Genomic DNA, 22,320 nt, shown 5'->3' with positions numbered 1-22,320 from the left:
TCCAAGGGAATCTCTGCAGCGTCAAGGGGCTAGAGCCCGTTAGCGCCTGAAACCCGGGTTTTCGTTGCCGCCGCGCCCTTTCTCCGCTCCTTTCTCCGCTCCTTTCTCCGCTCCTGGCAGCGTGTATTCAGGCCAGAATTTCTCCCCCTTTGGCAGCCTGCTGGACAGCAAAAACCGGCAATGAAAAACGGCCCCGGAAAATCCGGAGCCGTTGGAGACTGAGGACGGCGCCGCGCCCTTCAGGATTCGAGCGAGCGGCGCAGCATTTCCACATCTTCGGCGATCTGGCCATCGGTGGACTTCAGCTCTTCGATGCGGCGCACACCGTGCATGACGGTGGTGTGATCGCGTCCACCAAAGCGTCGGCCGATTTCCGGCAGGCTGCGGCTGGTGAGCTTTTTGCACAGATACATCGCCACCTGACGCGGCCGCGCATAAGACCGCAGCCGTTTGGGGCCGACGATATCGGACATGCGGATGTTGTAATACTCTGACACCTTGCGCTGGATTTCCTCAACGGTGATCTTGCGCTCGGAGGCGCGCAACACATCCGCCAGACAATCCTGGGTCAGATCCATGTCGATCTCACGCCCAACAAGGGACGCAAAGGCAAACAGCCGGGTCAGCGCCCCTTCGAGCACCCGCACATTGGTCGAGATCCGGTGCGCCAGGAATTCCAGCACGCCATTGGCGATCTCAAGGCCCGGATAGGTCAGTTGCTGTTGCTGCACCTTGGTCTGCAGAATGCCCAGACGCAGCTCATAGTCGGTGGGGTGCAGATCCACCACCAGACCACATTGCAGGCGTGATTTCACGCGGTCCTCAAGATCCTTGATCTCGCCGGGGGCACGGTCCGCAGAAATGATGATCTGCTTGTTCTGATCCACCAGCGCGTTGAAGGTATGAAAGAATTCTTCCTGCGTTGAATCCTTGCCGGCAATGAACTGCACATCATCCACCATCAGCACGTCAACCGAGCGGAACAGGTGTTTGAAATCCATCATCTTGCGCTCGCGCAGGGCCTGTACAAAGCGATACATGAACTGCTCAGCCGACAGGTAAAGCACGTTCAGAGAGGGGTTTTGCGCTTTGATCTCCCAGGCGATGGCATGCATCAGGTGGGTCTTACCCAGCCCCACGCCGCCATAGAGCACCAGAGGATTAAAGGTCACCGGGCCGCCTTCAGTCACGCGGCGTGCGGCGGCATGTGCCAGCTCGTTTGGCTTACCGACAACAAAGTTGTCAAAGGTGAACCGCGGATCCAGCGGCGCGGCCTGCAGGCTGTCCATCGGCGCTGCGGCCGAAGGCTTGTTCGACAAGGATTGAGCAGAGGCGGCGCGGCGCACAGGAGACTCGTCCCATTTGCCATCGCTGTCGCGGCCCTGGCCGTCCTGCATCTCCGCAAAAGGCTCGTTTGGTTGCTCCACCTGACGCACAGGACGTGCAGGTGAATTGGCAGCAACCCGAAAGGCAAGCCGCTGAACCGGCTCACCAGAGAGATTAAATTCATGCAAGATCAGATCCGCAAAGTTCTGACTGACATAGTTGCCCATGAAGTTGGTCGGCACGTGAAACACGGCGACGCCATCATCAACTGAACTGAACTCAAGCGGTTCAATCCAGGTCGTAAAGTTGTTTTGCCCAACAGTCTTCAGAAGTCTCGTTCTGAGCTGTCCCCATTTTTCTTCCGTCATGCTGCGCTTCATGCGTCCCCAAAAGCACGGCCCGATCTTCCCTGGCCTATCGTTTCATCATACTCCGTTTCCGGAGCAGTCCTTCACCCACATCTTCTGCGCGTGCGGACAGGGGATTCCTGACCGCACTCCCTTTCGGGACAACGAACCGTCCAACAAAAAAGTACCACATAAACGTGGTACTAAACTTTGTTACCGAAGAACCGTTTCTGCACACAAATGAGACACGACTACTGGCTGGAAATCCCAACACAGCAGAGCAACCATCCAATGAAAACCAAACTGGCATTCATTAAACGACTACGCATTCAGTGACCTTATTGCCCGTCAAGGTCACCGCGAGCAGCCTGTCCCCCCAGCGAGTGAATCGCTGTACATGTGGTAGCAAGTTGCGAGGGGCAGCGGCAATCAAACTCTGATGTTGACTCACTCTTTGCGGCCAAAGAATCTGTCGCTGCTGTTTCAGGGGACGGAGAGATAAGGACAAAATGAAAAGGCGCCGCAAAAATGCGACGCCTTCGAATTTTTCAATTTCTTGCAAGCAAGAAAATTGCGGCAGGGAATCAAGCCAGCGACTTGACCCGTGCGGACAGACGGGAAACTTTCCGCGATGCTGTGTTCTTGTGGTAGACGCCTTTGGTCACGCCACGCATCAGTTCGGGCTCAGCAGCGCGCAGAGCGGCGGTGGCCACGGCCTTGTCGCCGGACTCGATGGCTTCTTCAACTTTACGCAGGAAGGTGCGGATGCGCGAACGGCGGGCTTTGTTGACGACGAAACGCTTTTCGTTCTGACGTGCGCGTTTTTTCGCCTGAGGGGTATTTGCCATGTCTCTGTGACCTTTTATTCGGGTTCATATATCGATTTAGGCGCAAGCCAGTCAAACCCGGATCAGATCACGGAGTGATTCTAGCCAAGCGGGCTGCACGCGCATGTATGGCAGCGGTCTTTAAAGCGAATTCCCCAGATAGGCAAGGGATTTGCCACAAGACCTTTTTCGACCCTTACCGGGACTGCCGCATCACTGATTAGTCGCCAGGCTGGTTGCCAGCTATGTCACCAGGTAGATCACCGGGGCCAATCCTGTAGAAGGGCCCCGGCTTTTGAGGAAAACCTCAGGAATTTATTTATCGCGGAACTGGGCTTCGCGTTTTTCCAGGAAGGCGGCCATGCCCTCTTTCTGATCCTCGGTGGCAAACATCGAGTGGAACGCACGCCGTTCAAACAACATGCCCTCGCTCAGCGTGAGCTCATAGCTGCGGTTCACCGCCTCTTTGACCGCCACGGCCGTCAGCTGGGATTTCTCGGCAATCTTATGGGCGGCTGCCATGGCCTCATCGACCAGCTTCTTGGCCGGGACAACCCGCGACACCAAACCGGCGCGCTCGGCTTCTTCGGCGCCCATGAAACGACCCGTCAGGTTCATATCCATGGATTTCGACTTACCGACAAACCGTGTCAGACGCTGGGTGCCGCCAATGCCGGCCACCACGCCAAGATTGATTTCCGGCTGGCCGAACTTGGCGGTTTCAGCGGCAATGATGAAATCGCACAGCATTGCCAGCTCACAGCCGCCGCCCAGCGCATAGCCAGCAACAGCCGCGATGATCGGCTTGCGGATCGCGATGATGCGGTCATTGACCTGAGCAAAGAGATTGCTGGAATAGACATCCGTAAAGCTCATCTCGGACATCTCTTTGATGTCGGCACCGGCGGCAAAAGCCTTTTCAGAGCCGGTCAGCACGATGCAGCGCACCTTGTCGCTGGCGTCGGCTTCTTCCAGGGCGGTGCAAAGCTCACTCACGAGCGCTGCATTGAGCGCGTTCAACGCCTCGGGGCGATGCAGTTTGATAAGGCAAACGTGGTCCTGCACATCGACGTTGATCGTCTCATAGGCCATGATTTTTTTGCTTTCATTGTTCCGTTCAGAAACGAGTCATTACCACGGGAAACATCGCATTCAAGCTATCTTTGACACTTGCCACAGTAGAAGGAGGATCGCCCCGCTTGGGTGATTCTAGCAATAGTGCCCGTACAGCCCTCCCTGCGGCAGGGCTCTCCCTCGCGGCCATAGACATCAAAGCAGTGTTGAAAATATCCAAGTTCTCCATTGGCTTGGCGGAAATCTTTCAACGAGGATCCCCCCGCCCTGATTGCATCCTCAAGTACCCGCCGGATGATCGGAACCAGGGCTGCAACCTGCCTGGACGTCAGGTGTCCTGCTTTTTGTTTTGGTGAAATTGCGGCACGAAAAAGGGCTTCGCAGACATAAATGTTTCCCAGACCGGCGATGATTCCCTGATCCAGCAGCGCCGATTTCACCGGCGTGTTCTTATTTGCGAAGGCCGCCATCAGGTAGTCGTCATGGAAATCATTGCCCAGCGGTTCCGGCCCCAGCACCTTGAGCAGCTTGTGCTCCGCCAGCCCTGCTGTGGGGATCAGATCCATCGCGCCAAAGCGCCTTGGGTCATTAAAGGTGATGCGGGCGCCATTCTCCATGTCAAACACCACATGATCGTGCTTTGCCGCCTGCGGGTGGTCATGCGCAAACTGTCCCAGCGGGTCCCCCGAGACCGTCATACGGCCCGACATGCCCAGATGCACCAGCAGGGTCTCGCCGCGATCCAGCTCTGCCAGAATGTATTTTGAGCGCCGCCTCAGCGCCGTGACCCGCGCGCCGGTCAGCCGGTCTGCCATCCGGTCAGGAAACGGCCAGCGCAGATCGGGGCGGTTCACCTGCGCCTGCGCAATCACGACCCCCTCCATCGAAGGCAACAGCCCCCGCATCACGGTCTCGACCTCGGGCAATTCAGGCATTACATCATTCCTCACGGAGTATTACATAGAGCATTACACAAGGGCCGCATTGTGCCTGCCCTCCAGCCTCCTATAAGTGGGGCGATCCTTAGAAAACGGCAAGCCACATGAGCGACAGATCAGACAGTACCACCCATTTTGGCTTTGAAACCGTGCCCGAGCATGAAAAAGCAGGCCGGGTGCAGGGCGTATTCAATTCGGTGGCCTCGAAATATGACATCATGAATGATGTGATGAGCATGGGTATCCACCGGGTCTGGAAAGACGCGATGATGGACTGGCTGGCGCCACGTCCCGGCCAGCGCCTGCTGGATGTGGCCGGCGGCACCGGCGATATCTCGTTCCGGTTTTTGAAACGCGCAGGTCAGGGCCACTCCACCGTGCTGGACCTCACAGCCCCCATGCTGATCGAGGGACGCAAACGCGCCGAGGCCGAACAGATGGCCGATAGCCTAGATTGGGTCACTGGTGACGCGATGGCGCTACCGTTCAAGGACAATACATTCGACGTCTACACCATCTCCTTTGGCATCCGGAACGTCACCCGCCCGCAGGAGGCCCTGAACGAGGCTTACCGCGTGCTCAAACCCGGTGGCCGCCTGATGGTGCTGGAATTCAGCCAGCTGCCCAATGACGGCATGCAAAAACTCTATGATCTCTATAGTTTCAACGTGATTCCCCGCATGGGAAAACTCATCGCGGGCGACTACGACAGCTACCAGTACCTGGTGGAATCCATCCGCAACTTCCCCGATCAGGAGACCTTTCTGCAGATGGTAAAGACGGCGGGCTTTGCCAATGCAAAATACCGCAACCTGTCGCTGGGCATCGCAGCCCTGCACTCTGGCTGGAAAATCTAGACGATGCGCGGCCCACATAATATTATCCGTCTGATCCGTACCGGCGCCACCATGGTGCGCACCGGCGCCATGAAGGTGGTGCTGGACGCCTTTGACGCGCCGGCCCCTTTGCGGGTGCTGGCCTATACGCTGGGCTGGCCCTTTCAATGGCTGGGCTACAAAGGGGATCCAAACATGCCGCCCGCCACCCGGGCGCTGACGGCGCTGGGTCCGGCCTATATCAAATTCGGCCAGGTGCTTTCGACCCGTCCCGATGTGGTTGGCGAGGAAATGGCGCTGCAGTTGCGCGTGTTGCAGGACCAGCTGCCGCCTTTTTCGCGCGCCTCGGCCATGGCCGAGGTGGAACGCGAGCTGGGCCGTCCCCTGGCAGAGGTGTTTTCTGAGTTCAGCGAGCCGATTGCCGCCGCCTCAATCGCCCAGGTGCATCGGGCCCGTCTGACGGAAACCGGCGAGGATGTGGCGGTAAAGGTGCTTCGTCCGGGCCTTGAGCGCGCCTTTAACAAGGATGTAGATGCCTTCTATTTTGCCGCCCGCATCGTCGACCTCTTTGCTCCCGGGGCGCGCCGCCTGCGTCCGCTTGAGGTGATCGAGCATTTTGATGGGGTGGTACAGGGAGAGCTGGACCTGCGACTGGAAAGCTCGGCCGCCTCGGAATTTGCCGCCAAAACTGTTGGGACACCGGCTTTCAGCTGCCCCGCATCCGCTGGGATGCCTCAGCGCGCCGGGTGATGACCCTGGATTGGGCCGATGGCGTCGCTCTGGGCGACAATGCAGCCCTGGACGCGGCTGGCCATGATAGGCGTGTTCTGGGCGAACGGGTGTTGTCATTGTTCCTGCGCCATGCCCTGCGCGACGGCTATTTCCACGCCGATATGCATCAGGGCAATCTCAAGGTCGCCGCCAATGGCGATATCATCGCCTTTGACTTTGGCATCATGGGTCACATTGATGAATACACCCGCCGGGTCTACGCCGAGATCCTCTTTGGCTTTATCAAACGCGACTACAAACGCGTGGCCGAGGTGCATTTGGAGGCGGGCTATGTGCCAGCCGACCGCGACGTGGATGAATTCGCCCGCGCCATTCGTGCCGTTGGTGAGCCGATCTTTGGCATGGATGCCAGCCATATCTCCATGGGCAACCTGCTGAACTACCTCTTCGAGGTCACTGAACGCTTTGGCATGGAGACCCGCACCGAGCTGATCCTGCTGCAGCGCACCATGGTGGTTGTTGAAGGCGTCGCACGCTCGCTGGACCCCAAAATCAATATCTGGGAAGTGGCCCATCCCGTGGTCGAGGACTACATCAAAAAGAGCATTGGCCCCCGCGCCATCGCCTCGGACCTGATGAAAACAGCCAAGATCATGTCCCGCTTTGGCCCTCGCCTGCCTGCGCTGATGGAAAAGATCCTGATCGCCCAGGCGCAAGAGCCAACATCAGATCAAAAAAGACAGCCCTGGGCAGGCATCGCGCTCGGCCTGAGCGCAGGAATCCTTCTCACCCTGCTCACCACACACCTGTTCTGACAGTTAGCATGGCAGATAACAGAAAGGGCGCAGCCATAGCCCGCCGCGCCCTTTCCTTTATTCATCTTGCAATAAATACCTTGGGGTGAATGGCCCAACGGGCCAGAGGGGCAAAGCCCCTCCAACAAAACTCACACGCACTCCAGCTCACACTCCCGCCAGATCACTGGCCTGTCAGATCACTGGCCTGTCAGATCAAAGGCGTTCAATCGCCAGGGCAATCCCCTGACCGCCACCGATGCACATGGTGATCAAAGCTTTTGTGCCACCAGTCCGCTCCACCTCATACAGAGCTTTCAGCGTGATGATGGCGCCAGTGGCTCCAACCGGGTGGCCCAGAGCGATAGCACCGCCATTTGGGTTGACCTTGGCGGGATCCAGACCCAGCTCCTTGTTGACCGCCAGCGCCTGCGAAGCAAAGGCCTCGTTGCTTTCGATCACGTCAAAATCGCTCGCCTTCAGACCGGTTTTGGCCAGCTGGTTCTGCACCGCGGGCACCGGACCAATGCCCATGACTTCGGGGCGCACACCGGCATGGGCGTAGCCCAGGATGCGTGCTTTCGGTTTCAGGCCCGCCTTCTCAGCCGCGTCACCACGCGCCAGCACCAGAGCGGCGGCACCATCATTGATGCCCGACGCATTGCCGGCTGTGACGCGACCATCTTTCTTGAATACGGCCCGAAGTCCCGCCAGCGCCTCGATCGAGGTGCCTTTGGGATGCTCGTCGACCTCAAAGGCAACCATGTCGCGCTTCACTTTGACCTCAACCGGAGTGATTTGGCTGCTGAAATACCCGGCCGCAATGGCCGCCGCTGCGCGCTGCTGGCTGGCGAGGGCAAATTCATCCATCTGCTCGCGGTTGATCTCGTGCTCATCCGCGACGTTTTCCGCTGTCACACCCATATGGCCGGTGCCAAAGGGGCAGTTCAACGCGCCCAGCATCATGTCGAGCGAGGCCGCATCCCCCATCTTCTGACCCCAGCGGGCCGAGGGCATGATGAAGGGGCTGCGCGACATGTTCTCGGCCCCACCTGTCAGCGCATAATCCGCATCGCCCAGCATCAGGGCCTGGATGCCCGAGACCAGCGCCTGCGCGCCCGATCCACAAAGCCGGTTCACATTCATAGCGGGCGTCCCATGGGGCACACCGGCCTGCATCGCTGCCACGCGGGACAGGTACATGTCGCGCGGCTCTGTGTTGATGACATGGCCAAAGACCACATGACCAATCAGTGCCGGGTCAACGCCGGAACGTTCCATCGCCGCCTTTGAGGCCACCGTGGCCAGATCAATAGGGGCAGTATTGGCAAGCGCGCCACCAAAAGTACCAATGGCGGTGCGCGCGCCATCCAGAATGACGATATCGGTCATGATCTCTCTCCTCACGAGTCAGTTGCGCGCATTATGCAGATGCAGCATGGCGCTGTCTGCCCCCGGCTGCTGAGGACGTCCCGTCATTGACAATTTGCCTCAGGAGCCGCAGGACGTCTGTTATGACGGAAGATACAGACGATATCCTGACACTGCTGCCCGCCCGCCTGAAAGAGGCACGGCGCGCCCAGGGGCTTTCCCTTGAGGCGGTCTCCAATCTGTCGGGGGTGTCGCGCTCAATGGTCAGCCAGATCGAGCGCGGCGAGAGCTCGCCGACCATTGCCACCCTGTGGAACCTCACCCGCGCGCTGCAGGTGGATTTTGCCGGCCTTCTCGAGGCTGGTGACAGCCAGGACCGCATCGAAGTCCTGCGCGCTGTGGATGTCCCCAAGATCGAAAACATCGGCGAAGGCTGCCGCATCCGCATCCTGTCACCCCCCGAAGAGGCCGGCGGCCATGAGGTCTATGACATCCGGTTTGACCAGGGCGGCGCCCTGACCAGCCAGCCTCATACCCGCGGGGCTGTGGAACAGCTGACTGTGCTTGAGGGCGTGATCAAGGTGACATCCGGCAGTGCCACAGATGAGCTGAGTGCAGGCGACACCGCCCGCTATGCCGCTGATGTAAGCCACGCGATCAGCGCACCAAACGGGGCTGCTCGGGTGTTTTTGATTGTGAAAAATGCCTGACGAATTGCCCGACAGGACGGGCTGATGCCCTGAATTGCCTTTCTTCCCACCGAACTCCTTATCAAAAATCCACCTTCACGGATACTTGTCCGCAATAATGAATTCTCCTATTTGGGAATCTTATCCGTTATGGTAGATGCGATTCCACGGACAAGGAGTTTCCCGCTATGAGCACCGCATTTCTGAACGACATCTCTGAAACGCTGACCCAGATTGAGGCTGATGGCCTCTATAAGCGGGAACGAATGATCACCTCGCCACAAGGCGGCGAAATCGCGGTAACGGATTCTGCTGGCGCGACGCATCAGGGCATCAACCTTTGCGCCAATAACTACCTGGGCCTTGCCGACCACCCCGATCTGATTGCAGCGGCGCGGGGCGTGATGGACGATAAGGGATTTGGCATGGCCTCGGTCCGCTTTATCTGCGGCACGCAGGACATCCACCGCCAGCTGGAGCAGCGTCTGGCCAGCTTCCTGAACAAGGACGATGCCATCCTTTTTGCCGCCTGTTTTGACGCCAATGGCGGGTTGTTCGAGCCGCTTTTGGGGCCTGAGGATGCCATTATCTCGGACAGCCTGAATCATGCGTCCATTATCGATGGCGTACGTCTGTGCAAGGCAAAGCGCTACCGCTACCTCAACAGCGATATGAACGATCTTGAGGCCTGGCTGAAACAGGCCCGCGCGGACGGAGCGCGCCATATCATGATCGCCACCGACGGGGTGTTCTCGATGGATGGCTATCTGGCAAAGCTGCCAGAAATCCGCGCGCTGGCCGACAAATATGACGCCGTGGTCATGGTCGATGATTGCCACGCCACCGGGTTCATGGGGCCAAATGGCGCGGGCACGCCGGATCATTTTGGCGTCGATGTGGATATTCTCACCGGGACATTGGGCAAAGCACTGGTAGGGGCCATTGGCGGCTATATCGCCGGGCCGCAGCCAGTGATCGACCTGCTGCGGCAGCGGGCGCGGCCCTATTTGTTCTCCAATTCGCTGCCGCCCTCCATCGTGGCTGCCGGGCTTGAGGCCATCTCACTGGTAGAAGAAGGCGCTGAGCTGCGCGCACAGCTGTTTGAAAACACCAGGTTTTGGCGCGCTGGCCTGACGGAGCTGGGGTTTGATTTGCTGCCCGGCGAGCACCCCATCGTGCCCGTGATGCTGGGCGAGGCCCAACTGGCGCAGGATATGGCGGCGCGGCTGTTTGACGAGGGCGTCTCTGGCTCGGGGTTTTTCTTTCCGGTGGTGCCACGGGGTCAGGCCCGCATCCGTACCCAGATGAATGCCGCCCTCACCCGCGCCGAGCTGACCCGCGCCTTGCAGGCCTTTGGCAAAGTGGGCCGCGATTTGGGGATCATCACATGACCCGCACAAACACCATGAAGGCGCTAGAGAAATCGCGCCCCACAGAAGGGCTTTGGATGGTGCAGGCACCGGTGCCAGAGATCGGCCCAGACGATGTGCTGATCAAGGTGAACAAGACCGGCATCTGCGGCACTGATGTGCATATCTGGAACTGGGATGCCTGGGCGCAAAAAACCGTGCCTGTGCCTCTGATCACCGGGCATGAATTCGCCGGTGAGATTGTCGAGCTGGGGCGCAATGTCACCGACCTCACACTTGGGCAACGGTGCTCGGGCGAGGGTCACCTGATCGGGCATCAGTCCCGGCAAAGCCGCGCCGGAAAGTTCCATCTGGACCCCGAAACCCGTGGCATTGGCGTCAACGAGCAGGGTGCCTTTGCGCAGTATCTCCGCCTGCCCGCCTTTAATGTGGTGCCGCTGCCGGACGATATTTCTGACGACATCGGCGCCATCCTCGACCCGCTTGGCAACGCGGTGCATACCGCGCTCAGCTTTGATTTGGTGGGCGAAGACGTGCTGATCACCGGTGCTGGGCTATTGGCATCATGGCGGCTGCCGTGGCCCGCCATGCCGGGGCGCGCCATGTGGCCATCACCGATGTAAACCCCGGCCGGCTAGAGCTGGCCGCCAGGGTCGCCAACGTGCGGCCTGTCAACGTCGCACACGAAGACCTGAACGATGTGATCCATGAGCTGGGCATGCGTCAGGGATTTGATGTCGGGCTTGAGATGTCGGGCAACCAGCTTGCGCTGGACCAGATGGTCGAGGCGCTGGTGATGGGCGGGCGCATTGCGCTGCTGGGCATCCCGCCGGGCAAATCCCCGGTAGACTGGAGCCGCATCGTGTTCAAGGCTCTGACCCTCAAGGGCGTCTATGGGCGCGAGATCTTTGAGACCTGGTACAAGATGATTGCCATGTTGCAAAACGGCCTGGATGTGAGCGCGGTCATCACCCATCGTTTTGGCGTCGATGAGTTTGAAGCAGGCTTTGCCGCGATGAGGTCAGGCAACAGCGGCAAGGTGGTGCTGGACTGGACCTAAGGGTCGCAGCTTTGCACCTTCGCCCAGACTCTCAAACGTACTGGCCCTCAGAAGAAGCGGACCGGGAAATGGATGGGGAAACGGACCGGCGACAACACGAGGAGCCGAGGACTCCTGCTACACAAACACTCATTACCGAGTCGCCGGCCACAGCTCTACCATAGGGGGAATTCTTCACCACCGAACACTAAACACGTCAGACGAAAAGGTTTTCTGGAACTTTAACGCAGGCTCATTCGCAGATCAGGGCCTTGCGCCCTTCAGGCGTCAGGACCCAGCATTGCTGCCCCTCAAAGACCGCCGCTGTCAGAGGCCGCCCAAATCCGGCTCCGGAATCAAGATTCACCCGGTTGCCGCGATGCTCGGGTGCGGGGATTTGCGTATGGCCATGCACCACCAGCCAGGGGTGCTCTGTCTGATCGTTCAAAAACTCCTGACGGATCCAGATCTTGTCTTCCTGGCTCTGATCCTGCAGCGCAACGCCGGGGCGAATGCCTGCATGCACAAACAACAGCTCCCCCTCCTGATGGTAGTCTGGCAGCGCGTCCAGAAAGCTGCGGTGGTGATCGGGAACCGCTTGCAGCACCTCGGCATGCAGCTCGTATATCCGGGTGCTATCAGTCAGCTGCAGCCCGTAGGATTGCAACGTCTCGACCCCACCGATGTGATCATGCAGCCAGTGGTATCCCACCAGAAGGCGGGCGTCATTACGCGGATACTCCTCGATGAACATCGAAAACATCCGGTCGTGATTGCCCAAAAGGCAAACCCAGTTGCGCCCGGCCTCCAGCCCCTGCGACAAGAGCTCAATCACGCCTTTTGAGTCCGGCCCGCGATCGGTGTAATCCCCCAGAAAAACCACCCGCGCGTCCGGGCCGCCATCTGCCTCAATCCGCGCCAATGCGTCCTGTAGCATCCCGAGTTGTCCGTGAATGTCACCGATGGCATAGATGGGCTGGGTCATGGGGCATCTCCTTGAGGTGACTGGTTGGCGAAACTGGCCAATTGATGGCGCAAGCCGCCCGGCATCACAAGGGGGGCCACAGCCCGATCACGCCTCAAACCGCAATCTTGCATCAACGCGATCCCCGCCTTAGGTTTGCAACCCTTGGGTCAGGGGGCGTCATGCGTAGCATTCGAACATGGGACGATATTGAAGAGGCCCGCAAAGCCGGCGATCTGACCCCTGCAGAGGAACAGCTGATTGACTGTTGCAAGCTTGGGCAGCCATGCACCCTTGGTGACGGCACGCGACCCGCAACGCCCAGCGCTGCGCGTACAATCGGCGCCGACCTGCTGCGCTATCTGATCACCGGCGGCTGCGACGATTGCGTGGTACATGACCGGGGCGTAAAGCTGGCTGGTGCCTACGTGGCAAATTCCCTGGATTTGGATTCTGCCACGGCCAAGGGCGCAACAACCCTAATCCATTGTCATTTTGAGCAAGTGATCACCGCAAGAAACGCGCGCTTTGAACAGCTCGGCCTGAGGGGAAGTCATCTGAGCCAGGGCCTTTTGGCCCAGCGCGTAAAAGTTACAGGCAGCGTGCTTCTGAACCAAGACCTCGCGGCAACCGGGCGCGTCCATTTCGCCGGTGCAGACATCGGCGGGCAGCTCGACTGTACAGGTAGCCGTTTCACCGTGACCGAGGGGGATGCTATTAATGCGCAGAGCGCAACTATCGCAGGGGATGTTTTTCTCTGCGACGGGTTTGCTGCCACGGGAGCCGTAGATATTTCAGGCGCCGACATCGGCGGCCAGATCGCCTGCGAAAAGTGTATACTTCTGGGAGAAGAGGGCCTTGCGTTACATCTGCAAGGCACCCATGCTAACGCCTTTTTTTGGCGAAATGTCACAGAGTTCAGCGGCGAACTGGATCTGAACAGCGCCCATTTCGCCACCCTCGCCGATGATCCGGGCAGTTGGGAAAAGGTTGAAAAATTGGCCCTGACCGGACTCACCTATGATCACATCACCAACCCCGGCGACACAGGGACACGGCTGCAGTGGTTGGGTAAGGGCGACCGGGTGAACGGTGAATTCTCGCCGCAACCCTATACGCAACTGGCCAAGGTGCTGCGCGGTATGGGGCATGACCGTGACGCGCGCACCGTTTTGATAGAAGGAGAGGTTCGACACCGGCGCAGCGAATGGGCTGAGGTTGAAACCCTACGTGCAAACCGCAGCGCACTGCGGCGCGTTGTGAAGCAAAATGGTACTGAATTTTTGGAAAGTCACCGCGACGAGAAGTTCGAGTCACACTTTCAAAAACACTTCGACCGAAGTCTGCGCATTTGCATGGATGCCGCCAAGGACCACCCCAACCGGCCCTCTGACGCACAACTGGCATTGGCACGGAGAGGGCTGCGATATGATTTGCAGTGGTTCAATGCCAAGGACAAGCTGCGCATTTGGTGGTGGAAAACAAAAAGCCTTGGGCTGCGCTGGCTGGTTGGGTATGGCTACCAACCCTTTAACAGCCTGTGGACATTGCTCATTCTGGTGGCACTTGCCGCAGGTATGTCCCAGATGGCCTGGCGCGCCGGGGATTTTGCGCCCAATTCCGATGTGATCCTTGCAACCACCGATTGGCAGGTATTGGCCGAGGATAAGGCTATCGCAAACCCGGCGCGGATCTGGTCTGATAAACACGGCAAGGGGCGCGATTATGAGAGCTTTAATGCCCTCGCCTATGGATTTGATCTGGTGGTTCCCATCGTCAATATCGGGCAGGAGGTCGCCTGGGCGCCCTCGACCACGCGCGGGCGATGGGGCTGGAATCTTTGGTGGATGCGCTGGGGGTTCACTGTGGTTGGCTGGATCGTCACCGCCCTGGGCGCTGCCGCCATTGCCGGGGTCATTCGGCGGGATTAGTCAGCAAATGACCCCAGTTGAAACCCGCTCTTTATCCGTCGCGCCAGCGGCGGGTACGCGTCCGCCCGCCCCACGGCGGGCGCGTTCCGCTCCCACCCGGGCAGACCCTCAGCACGCATACTGACAGGTCCGGCTGAGTGGCTTTTCTTGGGAAGGCACCGCCCGACCTATTGGTCGCGCGGTGCCCCTAAACGATTTAGGCGACGTCGAACTGCAGCGGTTTGATCTGGTTGAACAGATCGGTCTCGGCCAGTTTGGCGCGGGCGTCGGCTGGAACGGCTGCATCTACATAAAGCAGCGCAATCGCCTCACCGCCAGCTGCGGCACGGCCCAGGGTAAAGTTGGCGATGTTGACGCCGTGCTCACCCATTGTTTGACCCAGGGTGCCGATGATGCCAGGCACATCGTTGTTGGTGGTGTAGAGCATATGCGCGCCGACTTCGGCGTCGATGTTGATGCCTTTGATCTGGATAAACCGGGGCTTGCCATCCGAGAACACCGTGCCCGCAACCGAGCGCTCGCGCTTTTCCGTCACGGCCGTGACCTTGATGTAGCCATCAAAGGCGCCGGTTTTGTCCTGGTTGGTGGCGGAGATCTGAATGCCGCGCTCTTTGGCCACAACCGGGGCCGAGACCATGTTCACATCCGGGTTCACCTTTTTCATGATGCCGGCAACCACAGCGCAGTTCAGCGCATCCAGGTTCATTTCGGCGGCAACACCGTCATAGAGGATGTTGATCGCCTTGATCGGCTCGTCCGTCATCTGACCAACAAAGGCACCCAGATGCTCGGCCAGTTTGATCCAGGGGCCCATGACCTTGGCTTCTTCGCTGTTACGGATGGCATGTTCAGCGCGTTTTCAACAGCGCCGGTCAGCAGGTAGTTCGACATCTGCTCGGCCACCTGCAGGGCGACGTTTTCCTGTGCCTCGGTGGTGGCGGCGCCCAGATGCGGGGTGCAGACCACGTTGGGCAGGTTGAACAGGGCGTTTTCCTTGGCGGGCTCTTCCGAGAACACGTCAAAGGCGGCACCCGCGACATGGCCAGATTGCAGCGCCTCAGCCAGGGCGACCTCATCCACCAGACCACCACGGGCACAGTTGATGATGCGCACGCCCTTTTTGGTCTTGGCGAGGTTTTCGCGGGACAGGATATTGCGGGTCTGGTCGGTCAGCGGCACATGCAGAGTGATGAAATCGGCGCGGGCCAGCAGGTCTTCCAGCTCTACCTTTTCCACGCCCATTTTGGCGGCGCGCTCTTCGCTGAGGAAGGGGTCATAGGCGACCACTTTCATCTTGAGACCACGGGCACGGTCACAAACGATGCCACCGATATTGCCGGCACCAATGACGCCCAGCGTCTTGTTGGTCAGCTCGGTGCCCATGAATTTGGACTTTTCCCATTTACCGGCATGGGTCGAGGCAGAGGCCTCAGGAACCTGACGCGCCACGGCGAACATCATCGCAATGGCATGTTCAGCGGTGGTGATCATATTGCCAAAGGGCGTGTTCATCACGATCACACCTTTTTTCGACGCCGCCTCTTTGTCGATATTGTCGGTGCCAATGCCGGCGCGGGCAATGACCTTGAGGTTCGTCGCATTGGCGAGGATCTTTTCCGTCACCTTGGTGGCCGAGCGAATGGCAAGACCGTCATACTGACCGATCACTTCGGCGAGCTTGTCTTTATCTTTGCCGAGGTCAGGCTGGAAATCCACGTCGATGCCGCGATCGCGGAAAGATCTGTACGGCGGCTTCGGAGAGTTTGTCGGAGATGAGTACCTTGGGAGCCATGGGTGTGGTCCTTTTTTATACGGGGGCCAACGAGGTGGCCGGAATACAGGGATAGCGCTGCCCGGCGTTGCCGCCGGGCAAGAATGGATCAGCTTTGGGATTAAGCCTGTGCTTTGATCTCGGCCTCAAAGGCCCAGGCGAGCCAGGGCAGCATGGCCTCGATGTCGGCGGTTTCCACCGTGCCACCACACCAGATCCGCAGACCGGCAGGCGCGTCGCGGTAGGCACCGATGTCCAGCGCGATATTTTCTGCTTCCAGACGTTTGGCCACGGCCTTGGCAAAGGCAGCACCATCCTGAATGCGCGCATCGGTGAACTTGAGGCAGACCGAGGTGTTGGAGCGCGTGGCGTCATCCTCGGCCAGATTGCTGATCCAGTCGTTGGCATCGCAGAAATCAAACACCGCTTGTGCATTGGCATCAGCACGGGCGATCATGCCCTTAAGACCACCAACCGAGCGGGCCCAGTCGAGCGCAAACAGGTAGTCTTCAACCGCCAGCATGGAGGGTGTGTTGATGGTGGCACCGGTAAAGATGCCCTCGATCAGCTTGCCGCCTTTGGTCATGCGGAAGATCTTTGGCAGCGGCCAGGCCGGGGTGTAGCTCTCAAGGCGCGCAACAGCACGCGGCGACAGCACGATCACGCCATGGGCCGCTTCGCCGCCCAGAACTTTTTGCCAGCTAAACGTGGTGACATCCAGCTTGTCCCAGGGCAGGTCCATCGCGAATGCCGCCGAGGTGGCGTCGCAAATGGTGAGACCTTCGCGATCGTCGGCGATCCAGTCGGCATTTGGCACGCGCACGCCAGCGGTGGTGCCGTTCCAGGTGAAAACAACGTCGTTGTTGCAGTCAACCGAAGCAAGATCAACAATCTGGCCGTAGTCGGCGGTTTTCACCTCAGCGTCGATTTTCAGCTGTTTGACAACATCGCTCACCCAGCCGGCGCCAAAGCTTTCCCAGGCCAGCATCTCGACCTTGCGCTCACCCAAAAGCGACCAGAGGGCCATCTCAACCGCGCCAGTGTCGGACGCAGGAACAATGCCAATACGATAGTCAGCGGGGATGCCCAGAATCTCGCGGGTGCCCTCAATGGCATCCTTCAGCTTGGCCTTGCCAATGGCTGCGCGGTGGCTGCGACCCAATGGGGCGTCGGCCAGTTTGGACAATTCAAATGTAGGGGGTTTGGCACAGGGGCCAGAAGAAAAACGCGGGTTGGCCGGCCGCGTTGCCGGTTGCTGAGTAGCCATAAATGCTATCCTTACAGATAAGTGCCCTTCGTTGGGGAAGGGTGTCCCGCCGCTAGAGCTAGGGGCAGCCGCAGGGCAACGCAAGCGTCAAATTAGACAACAAGCGCCGCTTTGGCATATTTTTGCGACAGGCTTTGACGCCTTTCGGAAACTTCCTTACCAAAGTCATAACAGCGCTGATGGCCTCCCTCTGGCGGCCCCCTGTATTCAGGGCTGGTACACAGAGATGATTCGAGGCGATCCATGACAAGCAGACTTGCGCTGGTAACATACTCCCTTGCCTTGATACTGATGCTGGGCTGGCTGCTGGTGGCCGGGCAATCCATCCTGCTGCCGGTGCTGGTTGCGGTTATTGCCGTCTATATCCTCACCACTGCGGCCGACTCTCTTGTTTCGGTGCCGCTGATTGGTCGCCTGCCGCGACACTGGCGCCGCCTGCTGGCTCTGGTGCTGTTCACGCTGGGCTTTTTGATCCTGGCCGCCTTTATCACCTCAAGTGCGACTTCTCTGTCAGCGGCTCTGCCGCAATACGCCGAGAATTTTGACGCCTTGCAGAGCAAATTCCTGACCGCGGCTGGCATCAAACAAGAGCCAAACTGGGGCAACCTGGGAGAGCGGCTGCTCGAGATGATGGATGCCACCACCCTGATGCCCACCGCGCTGGCGACCATCAGCAATGGCGGCTCTGTCATCGTTGCCGCAGCTCTCTATGCCGTCTTTATTCTTGCTGAACTGGACAACCTCCCCGACAAGACACGCCGCGCCCTGGGAGATCATGCCCAATCTGAACACACGATGGAGCTCACACGGAAAATCAACGAAAAGATCGGCAGCTATCTGGCCGCCAAGACGCTGGTCAATGTGATTCTGGCGCTGGTTTCCTATGCCATTCTGAAACTGCTTGGCATTGCCCACCCGGCGTTTTGGTCCATCATCATCGGCTTGCTGAACTACATTCCCTATATCGGCTCGGTCGTGGCCGTGGTCTTTCCCGTCACCATGAGCCTGATCCAGTTCACCTCCTTTAGCCATGCGGGCCTCGCCCTGGTGCTGCTGATGATCCCACAGCTGCTTGTCGGCTATTATATCGAGCCGAAATTTCTGGGCCGCTCCGTCAACCTCAGCCCCTTTACAGTACTGCTGGCACTGGCCGTCTGGAGCACGCTTTGGGGCATGACCGGTGCAATCCTTGCGGTGCCCCTGACAGCCATGGTGATGATCATCCTGGCCGAAATTCCCCACACGCGCTGGATTGCTGTGATGATGTCAGAAGGTGGCGACCTCTAGCCGCAGACCTGGGCTTCGGGATCTATCGGGGCTGGCCCCTCGGGGCAGCGGCCGCTATGAGGGCGCAACTCACGCGCCAGATGGACCTGTCCCAATGTATATTGCCACGCTTCTTTGCAGCCCCGCCAACCCCTGTCTGGACCCTGCACTGGTCGACTCTTTGCGCAATGCATGGGGGGGTGGAGAGGCTGTCTGGCTGGCGCCGGACGAGGCCGCAGAGTTCCCGCTCAATGACGTGCCTGCGAACCAGTGGACCGTCTGGGACGATCTGCAGGCCATGGGCGTTGATCTGGTGCTGCAACCAGCCGCCGGACGCCGTAAGCAGATGCTGCTGGCCGATATGGACTCGACCATGATTGAGCAGGAATGCATTGATGAGCTGGCCGAAGAGGCCGGTGTCGGCGCCCGCGTAAAAGACATCACCGCCCGCGCCATGAACGGAGAGCTGGATTTCGACGGTGCCCTTACAGAACGGGTGGCGCTGCTGAAAGACCTGCCCGAGGCGGTGATTGCCCAGGTGCTCGACAACCGCATCACCCTGATGCCCGGCGCGCGCCAACTGCTGGCGACAATGAAGGGTGATGGCGCCTATGCCGCCCTGGTCTCTGGCGGCTTTACCGCCTTCACCAGCCGCATCGCGACCGAGCTCGGCTTTGACGAGAACCGCGCCAATACGCTCATGGTCTCGGATGGCAAGCTCACCGGCGCAGCAGGCCGCCCGATTTTGGGCCGGGAGGCCAAGGTCACAGCACTGGAACAGATCACCGCAAAGCTGGGGATCACCGAAGAGGATGTGCTTGCGGTTGGCGATGGCGCCAATGATCTGGGCATGCTGCAGCGGGCAGGTGCAGGCGTGGCTCTACATGCCAAACCTGCGGTTGCTGCCCAGTGTGAGATCCGCATCAACCATGGTGATCTGACCGCACTGCTGTACCTGCAGGGCTACGGCCGGGACGCATTCAAAGGATAGAACACATGCTGGAAGTGGGCATCGAGACCCTGCTGCTACTGATGGCAGCGGGGTTTGTCGCGGGCTTCATTGATGCCGTCGCAGGCGGCGGTGGATTGATCACTGTCCCCGGTCTGCTGCTAGCAGGGGCCAACCCGGTCACGGCTCTTGCCACTAATAAAATCCAGGGATTGTTTGGCGCGGCCACAGCTGCCCGCGCCTACGCCAGGGGCGGCCACGTGAACCTGCGTGATCAGGCCAAACCCTGCGCTCATTGCCTTTGCAGCCTCCATTGTCGGCGCGCTGTTGATCACGGTGCTGCCTACGGACTGGATTCGCCTGATCCTGCCGGTGCTGCTGATTGGCGTTGCGCTGTTTTTTGCCTTCAAAAAGGGGCTGGATGATCAGGAGCGCGCCCGCCGTATGGAGCCCGCTGTCTTTGCCGCAACCATGGTGCCGCTCTGCGGCGCCTATGACGGGCTCTTGGGTCCCGGTGCGGGCAGCTTTTATATGATCGCCTTTGTCTCTCTTGCGGGCTACGGCGTGCTGAAGGCGACCGCCCATACCAAACTGCTGAACTTTGCCTCCAACGCGGGCGCGCTCTGCGCCTTTGCGCTGGTTGCCACGCCGTGGTGGATTACCGGGCTTTGCATGGGGGTGGCCCAGATCGCAGGCGCCCAGACCGGAGCAAATCTTGCCCAGAGCAAGGGCGCGCGGCTGATCAAACCGCTTTTGGTTCTGACCTCCCTGACGCTGGCCGCCAAACTTATCTGGGACATGCTCTGAAAACCGTCTGACTCGGGCCGCCTGTCTCTCTGGCCGCTGCGATCAGCCCCGCCGCTCCACAGCGCGGCGCCGGGCCCAACGGGAGGAGGTTTTTTCAAAAACCAGACGACGGGCGGGAGCCCCCCGTTCATCCATAACAAAGCGCCCGTCTCTTCACGGCGAGCGGGCGCCTTATTCCCTCTTGAAAAAGAACCGCTCAGAAGCGCATCTCAGCACTGGGTCGCAATGCGCCGCAATCAATACCGCGCCGGTTAATCAGCGGCGCATTCATGTATTTGCGGGTTTCCGGGTGATCCGCCTCAAGCACTCCAAGCCCCACCAGAATTGCGGCAATGGCGCATTCGCTGGCACGGGTTGCCCCATCAACGATTTTGACCGCAACACCCAGCTTTTTCTCAGGGATGATCGCGATAAACACCGCCTCGGCCCCGGTTTTTACCGCCACCTTGCCGCCCATGGCGCGCATCAGATTGGTACAGGCGCGGGTTTCACCAGCCACCAGATCAGGGTGCATCGTCATAGCCGAAACCAGCTGCACCGCCGCCTCAGAGGCCCGGTCCGAACGGTCCGCAGCCGAGGCAAACCAGGCCATGGCACGGGCCAGCACGTGCATTGAGGTTGCAAAGTTTGGCGCTGAACAGCCGTCGATACCATAGGTCGGGCTCTCCATGCCGGTCACCTCTTCAAAGGCGTCAAGGCAGGCTTGCTGCACCGGGTGATCCATATCGATATACTCTGACCCGGCGCCCAGATGCTGCGACAGCGTCAGGAATCCCGCGTGTTTGCCAGAGCAATTGTTGTGCACCTGGCAGGGGCTGCTATCTGTCTTGATCAGCTCATTGCGGGCAGGCCGGTCGGCTGGCTCCTGGGTGCCACAGCGAAAATCATCGTCACCAAGGCCCAGTTGCGCCAGCCAGTCATTGACCCGGTCGGTGTGAATATGCGCGCCATTGTGCGAGGCACAGGACAGCGCCAGTTGTTCCGTTGAAAGACCGTATTTGGTGGCCGCACCTGACGTAAGAAGCGGCAACGCCTGGATCATCTTGGCTGAGCTGCGCGGATAGATCACCGCGTCAGGGTCGCCCCAGCTGCGCACGATCTGGCCGCTGTCATCGCATATCACCGCATGACCATGATGCAGGCTCTCCAAAAGGGAGCCACGCCAAATTTCTGCCATTGGAACTGGTTTTGTCATTGCTTCAGCCTCTTTTCTTGGCGATTTCCTGCCAAACGCACTTTCGCCCGTAGCGCTTGTTACGTTAGTGTGCTTGTGTATGGCAAGCGAGAGCATCTGGCACAGACGGCGGTCTAAACGCCGCCCGCTCTCTGATAATTGAGGTAGTGACAGTCTTGGAGTCGGGACAAATGACATCGAAACTTGCTCGTATAATCGCGGGCCTATGTCTGGCTGTTATGGCCACATCTGCAACCGCACAGCAGACAACATCCGACAACCGCGTCGGCGCCAATGTCGACTGGAGCGTCTTTCAGGGTGAAAGCCCAAAAGAGTGCTGGGGCGTTTCTGCCCCAAAGGAAAGCGTCAACACCCGGGATGGGCGCGTGGTCGCGGTCCGGCGCAGCGAGATCCAGTTTTTTGTATTTTACCGCCCCGACAATGGTGGCAAAGGTCAGGTAACGTTCACTGGCGGCTATCCCTTTGCCCCGGCTCGACCGTGAACATGACCATTGGCGAGACGGAGTTCGAACTTTTCACCGAAGGCGAATGGGCCTGGCCCGCCACTGCGGCGGATGACAGCAAGATCATCACCGCGATGAAGCGTGGCGCAGGCGCAGTGCTGACAGCCCGTTCGGCGCGGGGCACCCAGACCAAAGATGCTTTCTCGCTGCTCGGCTTTACCGCCGCCATCGAGGATGCGGAAAAGCGCTGCAGCAACTGATCTTTTGATGACGCGGTGGCGCATCTTCGCCTTTGAAATCCACCTTTCGACCCCGGCCCACTGGTCGGGGTTTTGCTTTTTTAGCGCGCTTTTACAGGCGTCCCCGCCCCGCCACAGGCCAGCT

15 protein-coding genes and 5 pseudogenes are annotated in these 22,320 nt (G+C 59.4%); 11 read left to right on the top strand and 9 right to left on the bottom strand.

Features of this window, described 5'->3' with window-relative positions; genetic code table 11:
* Positions 1 to 239: 239 nt before the first annotated feature.
* The 4 genes from dnaA to mutM all read right to left on the bottom strand — a co-directional run bounded on the left by dnaA (position 240) and on the right by mutM (position 4,509).
* Positions 240 to 1,694, bottom strand: a complete 1,455-nt coding sequence (gene dnaA / locus B4968_RS04820; RefSeq protein ID WP_083097124.1) for a chromosomal replication initiator protein DnaA — start codon at positions 1,692 to 1,694, stop codon at positions 240 to 242.
* 563 nt (positions 1,695 to 2,257) lie between these two features.
* Positions 2,258 to 2,521: a 30S ribosomal protein S20 gene (gene rpsT / locus B4968_RS04815; RefSeq protein ID WP_083097088.1), complete on the bottom strand. Its 264-nt coding sequence runs from the start codon at positions 2,519 to 2,521 to the stop codon at positions 2,258 to 2,260.
* 294 nt (positions 2,522 to 2,815) lie between these two features.
* The gene (gene acuK / locus B4968_RS04810; protein WP_083097086.1) at positions 2,816 to 3,592 is read right to left on the bottom strand and encodes an acryloyl-CoA hydratase; all 777 of its coding nucleotides are present in this window, start codon (positions 3,590 to 3,592) and stop codon (positions 2,816 to 2,818) included.
* 65 nt (positions 3,593 to 3,657) lie between these two features.
* Complete coding sequence (mutM, locus tag B4968_RS04805; protein WP_083097084.1) at positions 3,658 to 4,509, bottom strand: bifunctional DNA-formamidopyrimidine glycosylase/DNA-(apurinic or apyrimidinic site) lyase; 852 nt, start codon at positions 4,507 to 4,509, stop codon at positions 3,658 to 3,660.
* A 107-nt stretch (positions 4,510 to 4,616) separates the two neighbouring features.
* On the opposite strand from mutM, the gene ubiE reads away from it, so the two are divergent.
* The 3 genes and pseudogenes from ubiE (at position 4,617) to B4968_RS26425 (ending at position 6,895) form a co-directional block, all read left to right on the top strand.
* Positions 4,617 to 5,369 carry a bifunctional demethylmenaquinone methyltransferase/2-methoxy-6-polyprenyl-1,4-benzoquinol methylase UbiE gene (gene ubiE / locus B4968_RS04800; protein WP_083097082.1) on the top strand — a complete coding sequence of 251 codons (753 nt, stop codon included), beginning with the start codon at positions 4,617 to 4,619 and terminating at the stop codon, positions 5,367 to 5,369.
* 3 nt (positions 5,370 to 5,372) lie between these two features.
* A pseudogene (locus B4968_RS26430) lies at positions 5,373 to 6,337 on the top strand (ABC1 kinase family protein); the annotation flags it as partial.
* Positions 6,338 to 6,481: 144 nt separating this feature from the next.
* Positions 6,482 to 6,895, top strand: coding sequence for a hypothetical protein (locus B4968_RS26425; RefSeq protein WP_490362823.1), 414 nt, complete (start codon positions 6,482 to 6,484; stop codon positions 6,893 to 6,895).
* 195 nt (positions 6,896 to 7,090) lie between these two features.
* Here the strand turns inward: B4968_RS26425 and B4968_RS04790 are convergent, their stop codons facing one another.
* A complete protein-coding gene (locus tag B4968_RS04790) occupies positions 7,091 to 8,266 on the bottom strand; it encodes an acetyl-CoA C-acyltransferase family protein (protein WP_083097080.1) in 1,176 nt (391 codons plus the stop codon).
* Positions 8,267 to 8,388: 122 nt separating this feature from the next.
* Here B4968_RS04790 and B4968_RS04785 point away from each other — a divergent pair, with 122 nt between their 5' ends.
* The 3 genes and pseudogenes from B4968_RS04785 to tdh all read left to right on the top strand — a co-directional run bounded on the left by B4968_RS04785 (position 8,389) and on the right by tdh (position 11,364).
* A complete protein-coding gene (locus B4968_RS04785; protein ID WP_083097078.1) occupies positions 8,389 to 8,955 on the top strand; it encodes a helix-turn-helix domain-containing protein in 567 nt (188 codons plus the stop codon).
* A 167-nt stretch (positions 8,956 to 9,122) separates the two neighbouring features.
* Positions 9,123 to 10,325 (top strand): glycine C-acetyltransferase, encoded by a 1,203-nt coding sequence (locus B4968_RS04780; protein WP_083097076.1) that lies wholly within the window; start codon positions 9,123 to 9,125, stop codon positions 10,323 to 10,325.
* Positions 10,322 to 11,364, top strand: a pseudogene (gene tdh / locus B4968_RS04775) (L-threonine 3-dehydrogenase). The gene B4968_RS04780 and the pseudogene tdh overlap by 4 nt, the downstream one beginning before the upstream one ends.
* Positions 11,365 to 11,596: 232 nt before the next feature.
* Here tdh and B4968_RS04770 read toward each other — a convergent pair.
* Positions 11,597 to 12,328, bottom strand: coding sequence for a metallophosphoesterase family protein (locus B4968_RS04770; protein ID WP_083097073.1), 732 nt, complete (start codon positions 12,326 to 12,328; stop codon positions 11,597 to 11,599).
* Positions 12,329 to 12,489: 161 nt separating this feature from the next.
* Here B4968_RS04770 and B4968_RS04765 point away from each other — a divergent pair, with 161 nt between their 5' ends.
* On the top strand, positions 12,490 to 14,238 hold the full coding sequence (locus B4968_RS04765; RefSeq protein WP_083097071.1) for a hypothetical protein: 1,749 nt from the start codon (positions 12,490 to 12,492) through the stop codon (positions 14,236 to 14,238).
* Between the two features lie 196 nt (positions 14,239 to 14,434).
* On the opposite strand, the pseudogene serA reads toward B4968_RS04765, so the two are convergent.
* Positions 14,435 to 16,030 (bottom strand): annotated as a pseudogene (serA, locus tag B4968_RS04760) (phosphoglycerate dehydrogenase).
* Between the two features lie 100 nt (positions 16,031 to 16,130).
* Positions 16,131 to 17,276, bottom strand: coding sequence for a phosphoserine transaminase (locus tag B4968_RS04755; RefSeq protein WP_083097069.1), 1,146 nt, complete (start codon positions 17,274 to 17,276; stop codon positions 16,131 to 16,133).
* 243 nt (positions 17,277 to 17,519) lie between these two features.
* Between B4968_RS04755 and B4968_RS04750 the strand changes: the two genes are divergently transcribed.
* The 3 genes and pseudogenes from B4968_RS04750 to B4968_RS04740 all read left to right on the top strand — a co-directional run bounded on the left by B4968_RS04750 (position 17,520) and on the right by B4968_RS04740 (position 20,298).
* The gene (locus tag B4968_RS04750) at positions 17,520 to 18,563 is read left to right on the top strand and encodes an AI-2E family transporter (RefSeq protein WP_083097067.1); all 1,044 of its coding nucleotides are present in this window, start codon (positions 17,520 to 17,522) and stop codon (positions 18,561 to 18,563) included.
* 94 nt (positions 18,564 to 18,657) lie between these two features.
* Positions 18,658 to 19,533, top strand: coding sequence for a phosphoserine phosphatase SerB (gene serB / locus B4968_RS04745; RefSeq protein ID WP_083097065.1), 876 nt, complete (start codon positions 18,658 to 18,660; stop codon positions 19,531 to 19,533).
* Positions 19,534 to 19,538: 5 nt separating this feature from the next.
* A pseudogene (locus B4968_RS04740) lies at positions 19,539 to 20,298 on the top strand (TSUP family transporter).
* A gap of 196 nt (positions 20,299 to 20,494) precedes the next feature.
* On the opposite strand, the gene B4968_RS04735 reads toward B4968_RS04740, so the two are convergent.
* Entirely contained in the window at positions 20,495 to 21,493 is a 999-nt protein-coding gene (locus B4968_RS04735) for an asparaginase (RefSeq protein WP_083097063.1), read from the bottom strand.
* 170 nt (positions 21,494 to 21,663) lie between these two features.
* Here B4968_RS04735 and B4968_RS04730 point away from each other — a divergent pair.
* Positions 21,664 to 22,196: pseudogene (locus B4968_RS04730) on the top strand (invasion associated locus B family protein).
* Positions 22,197 to 22,320 lie beyond the last annotated feature (124 nt).

The sequence above is a fragment of the Pseudophaeobacter leonis genome (assembly GCF_002087335.1).
Classification (GTDB): Bacteria; Pseudomonadota; Alphaproteobacteria; order Rhodobacterales; family Rhodobacteraceae; genus Pseudophaeobacter; species Pseudophaeobacter leonis.
The sequence above is the reverse complement of the archived record's forward strand: the minus strand, read 5'-3'. Positions and strand labels throughout refer to the sequence as shown.

What these genes read in the sequence shown, in the direction of transcription:
- B4968_RS04765 (WP_083097071.1), top strand. Translation starts at nt 12,490, where the DNA reads ATGCGTAGCATTCGAACATGGGACGATATTGAAGAGGCCCGCAAAGCC.
- rpsT (WP_083097088.1), bottom strand. Translation starts at nt 2,521, where the DNA reads ATGGCAAATACCCCTCAGGCGAAAAAACGCGCACGTCAGAACGAAAAG.
- B4968_RS04735 (WP_083097063.1), bottom strand. Translation starts at nt 21,493, where the DNA reads ATGACAAAACCAGTTCCAATGGCAGAAATTTGGCGTGGCTCCCTTTTG.
- serB (WP_083097065.1), top strand. Translation starts at nt 18,658, where the DNA reads ATGTATATTGCCACGCTTCTTTGCAGCCCCGCCAACCCCTGTCTGGAC.
- B4968_RS04750 (WP_083097067.1), top strand. Translation starts at nt 17,520, where the DNA reads ATGACAAGCAGACTTGCGCTGGTAACATACTCCCTTGCCTTGATACTG.
- dnaA (WP_083097124.1), bottom strand. Translation starts at nt 1,694, where the DNA reads ATGACGGAAGAAAAATGGGGACAGCTCAGAACGAGACTTCTGAAGACT.
- B4968_RS04755 (WP_083097069.1), bottom strand. Translation starts at nt 17,276, where the DNA reads ATGGCTACTCAGCAACCGGCAACGCGGCCGGCCAACCCGCGTTTTTCT.
- B4968_RS04770 (WP_083097073.1), bottom strand. Translation starts at nt 12,328, where the DNA reads ATGACCCAGCCCATCTATGCCATCGGTGACATTCACGGACAACTCGGG.
- B4968_RS04790 (WP_083097080.1), bottom strand. Translation starts at nt 8,266, where the DNA reads ATGACCGATATCGTCATTCTGGATGGCGCGCGCACCGCCATTGGTACT.
- B4968_RS26425 (WP_490362823.1), top strand. Translation starts at nt 6,482, where the DNA reads ATGGATGCCAGCCATATCTCCATGGGCAACCTGCTGAACTACCTCTTC.
- acuK (WP_083097086.1), bottom strand. Translation starts at nt 3,592, where the DNA reads ATGGCCTATGAGACGATCAACGTCGATGTGCAGGACCACGTTTGCCTT.
- mutM (WP_083097084.1), bottom strand. Translation starts at nt 4,509, where the DNA reads ATGCCTGAATTGCCCGAGGTCGAGACCGTGATGCGGGGGCTGTTGCCT.
- B4968_RS04785 (WP_083097078.1), top strand. Translation starts at nt 8,389, where the DNA reads ATGACGGAAGATACAGACGATATCCTGACACTGCTGCCCGCCCGCCTG.
- ubiE (WP_083097082.1), top strand. Translation starts at nt 4,617, where the DNA reads ATGAGCGACAGATCAGACAGTACCACCCATTTTGGCTTTGAAACCGTG.
- B4968_RS04780 (WP_083097076.1), top strand. Translation starts at nt 9,123, where the DNA reads ATGAGCACCGCATTTCTGAACGACATCTCTGAAACGCTGACCCAGATT.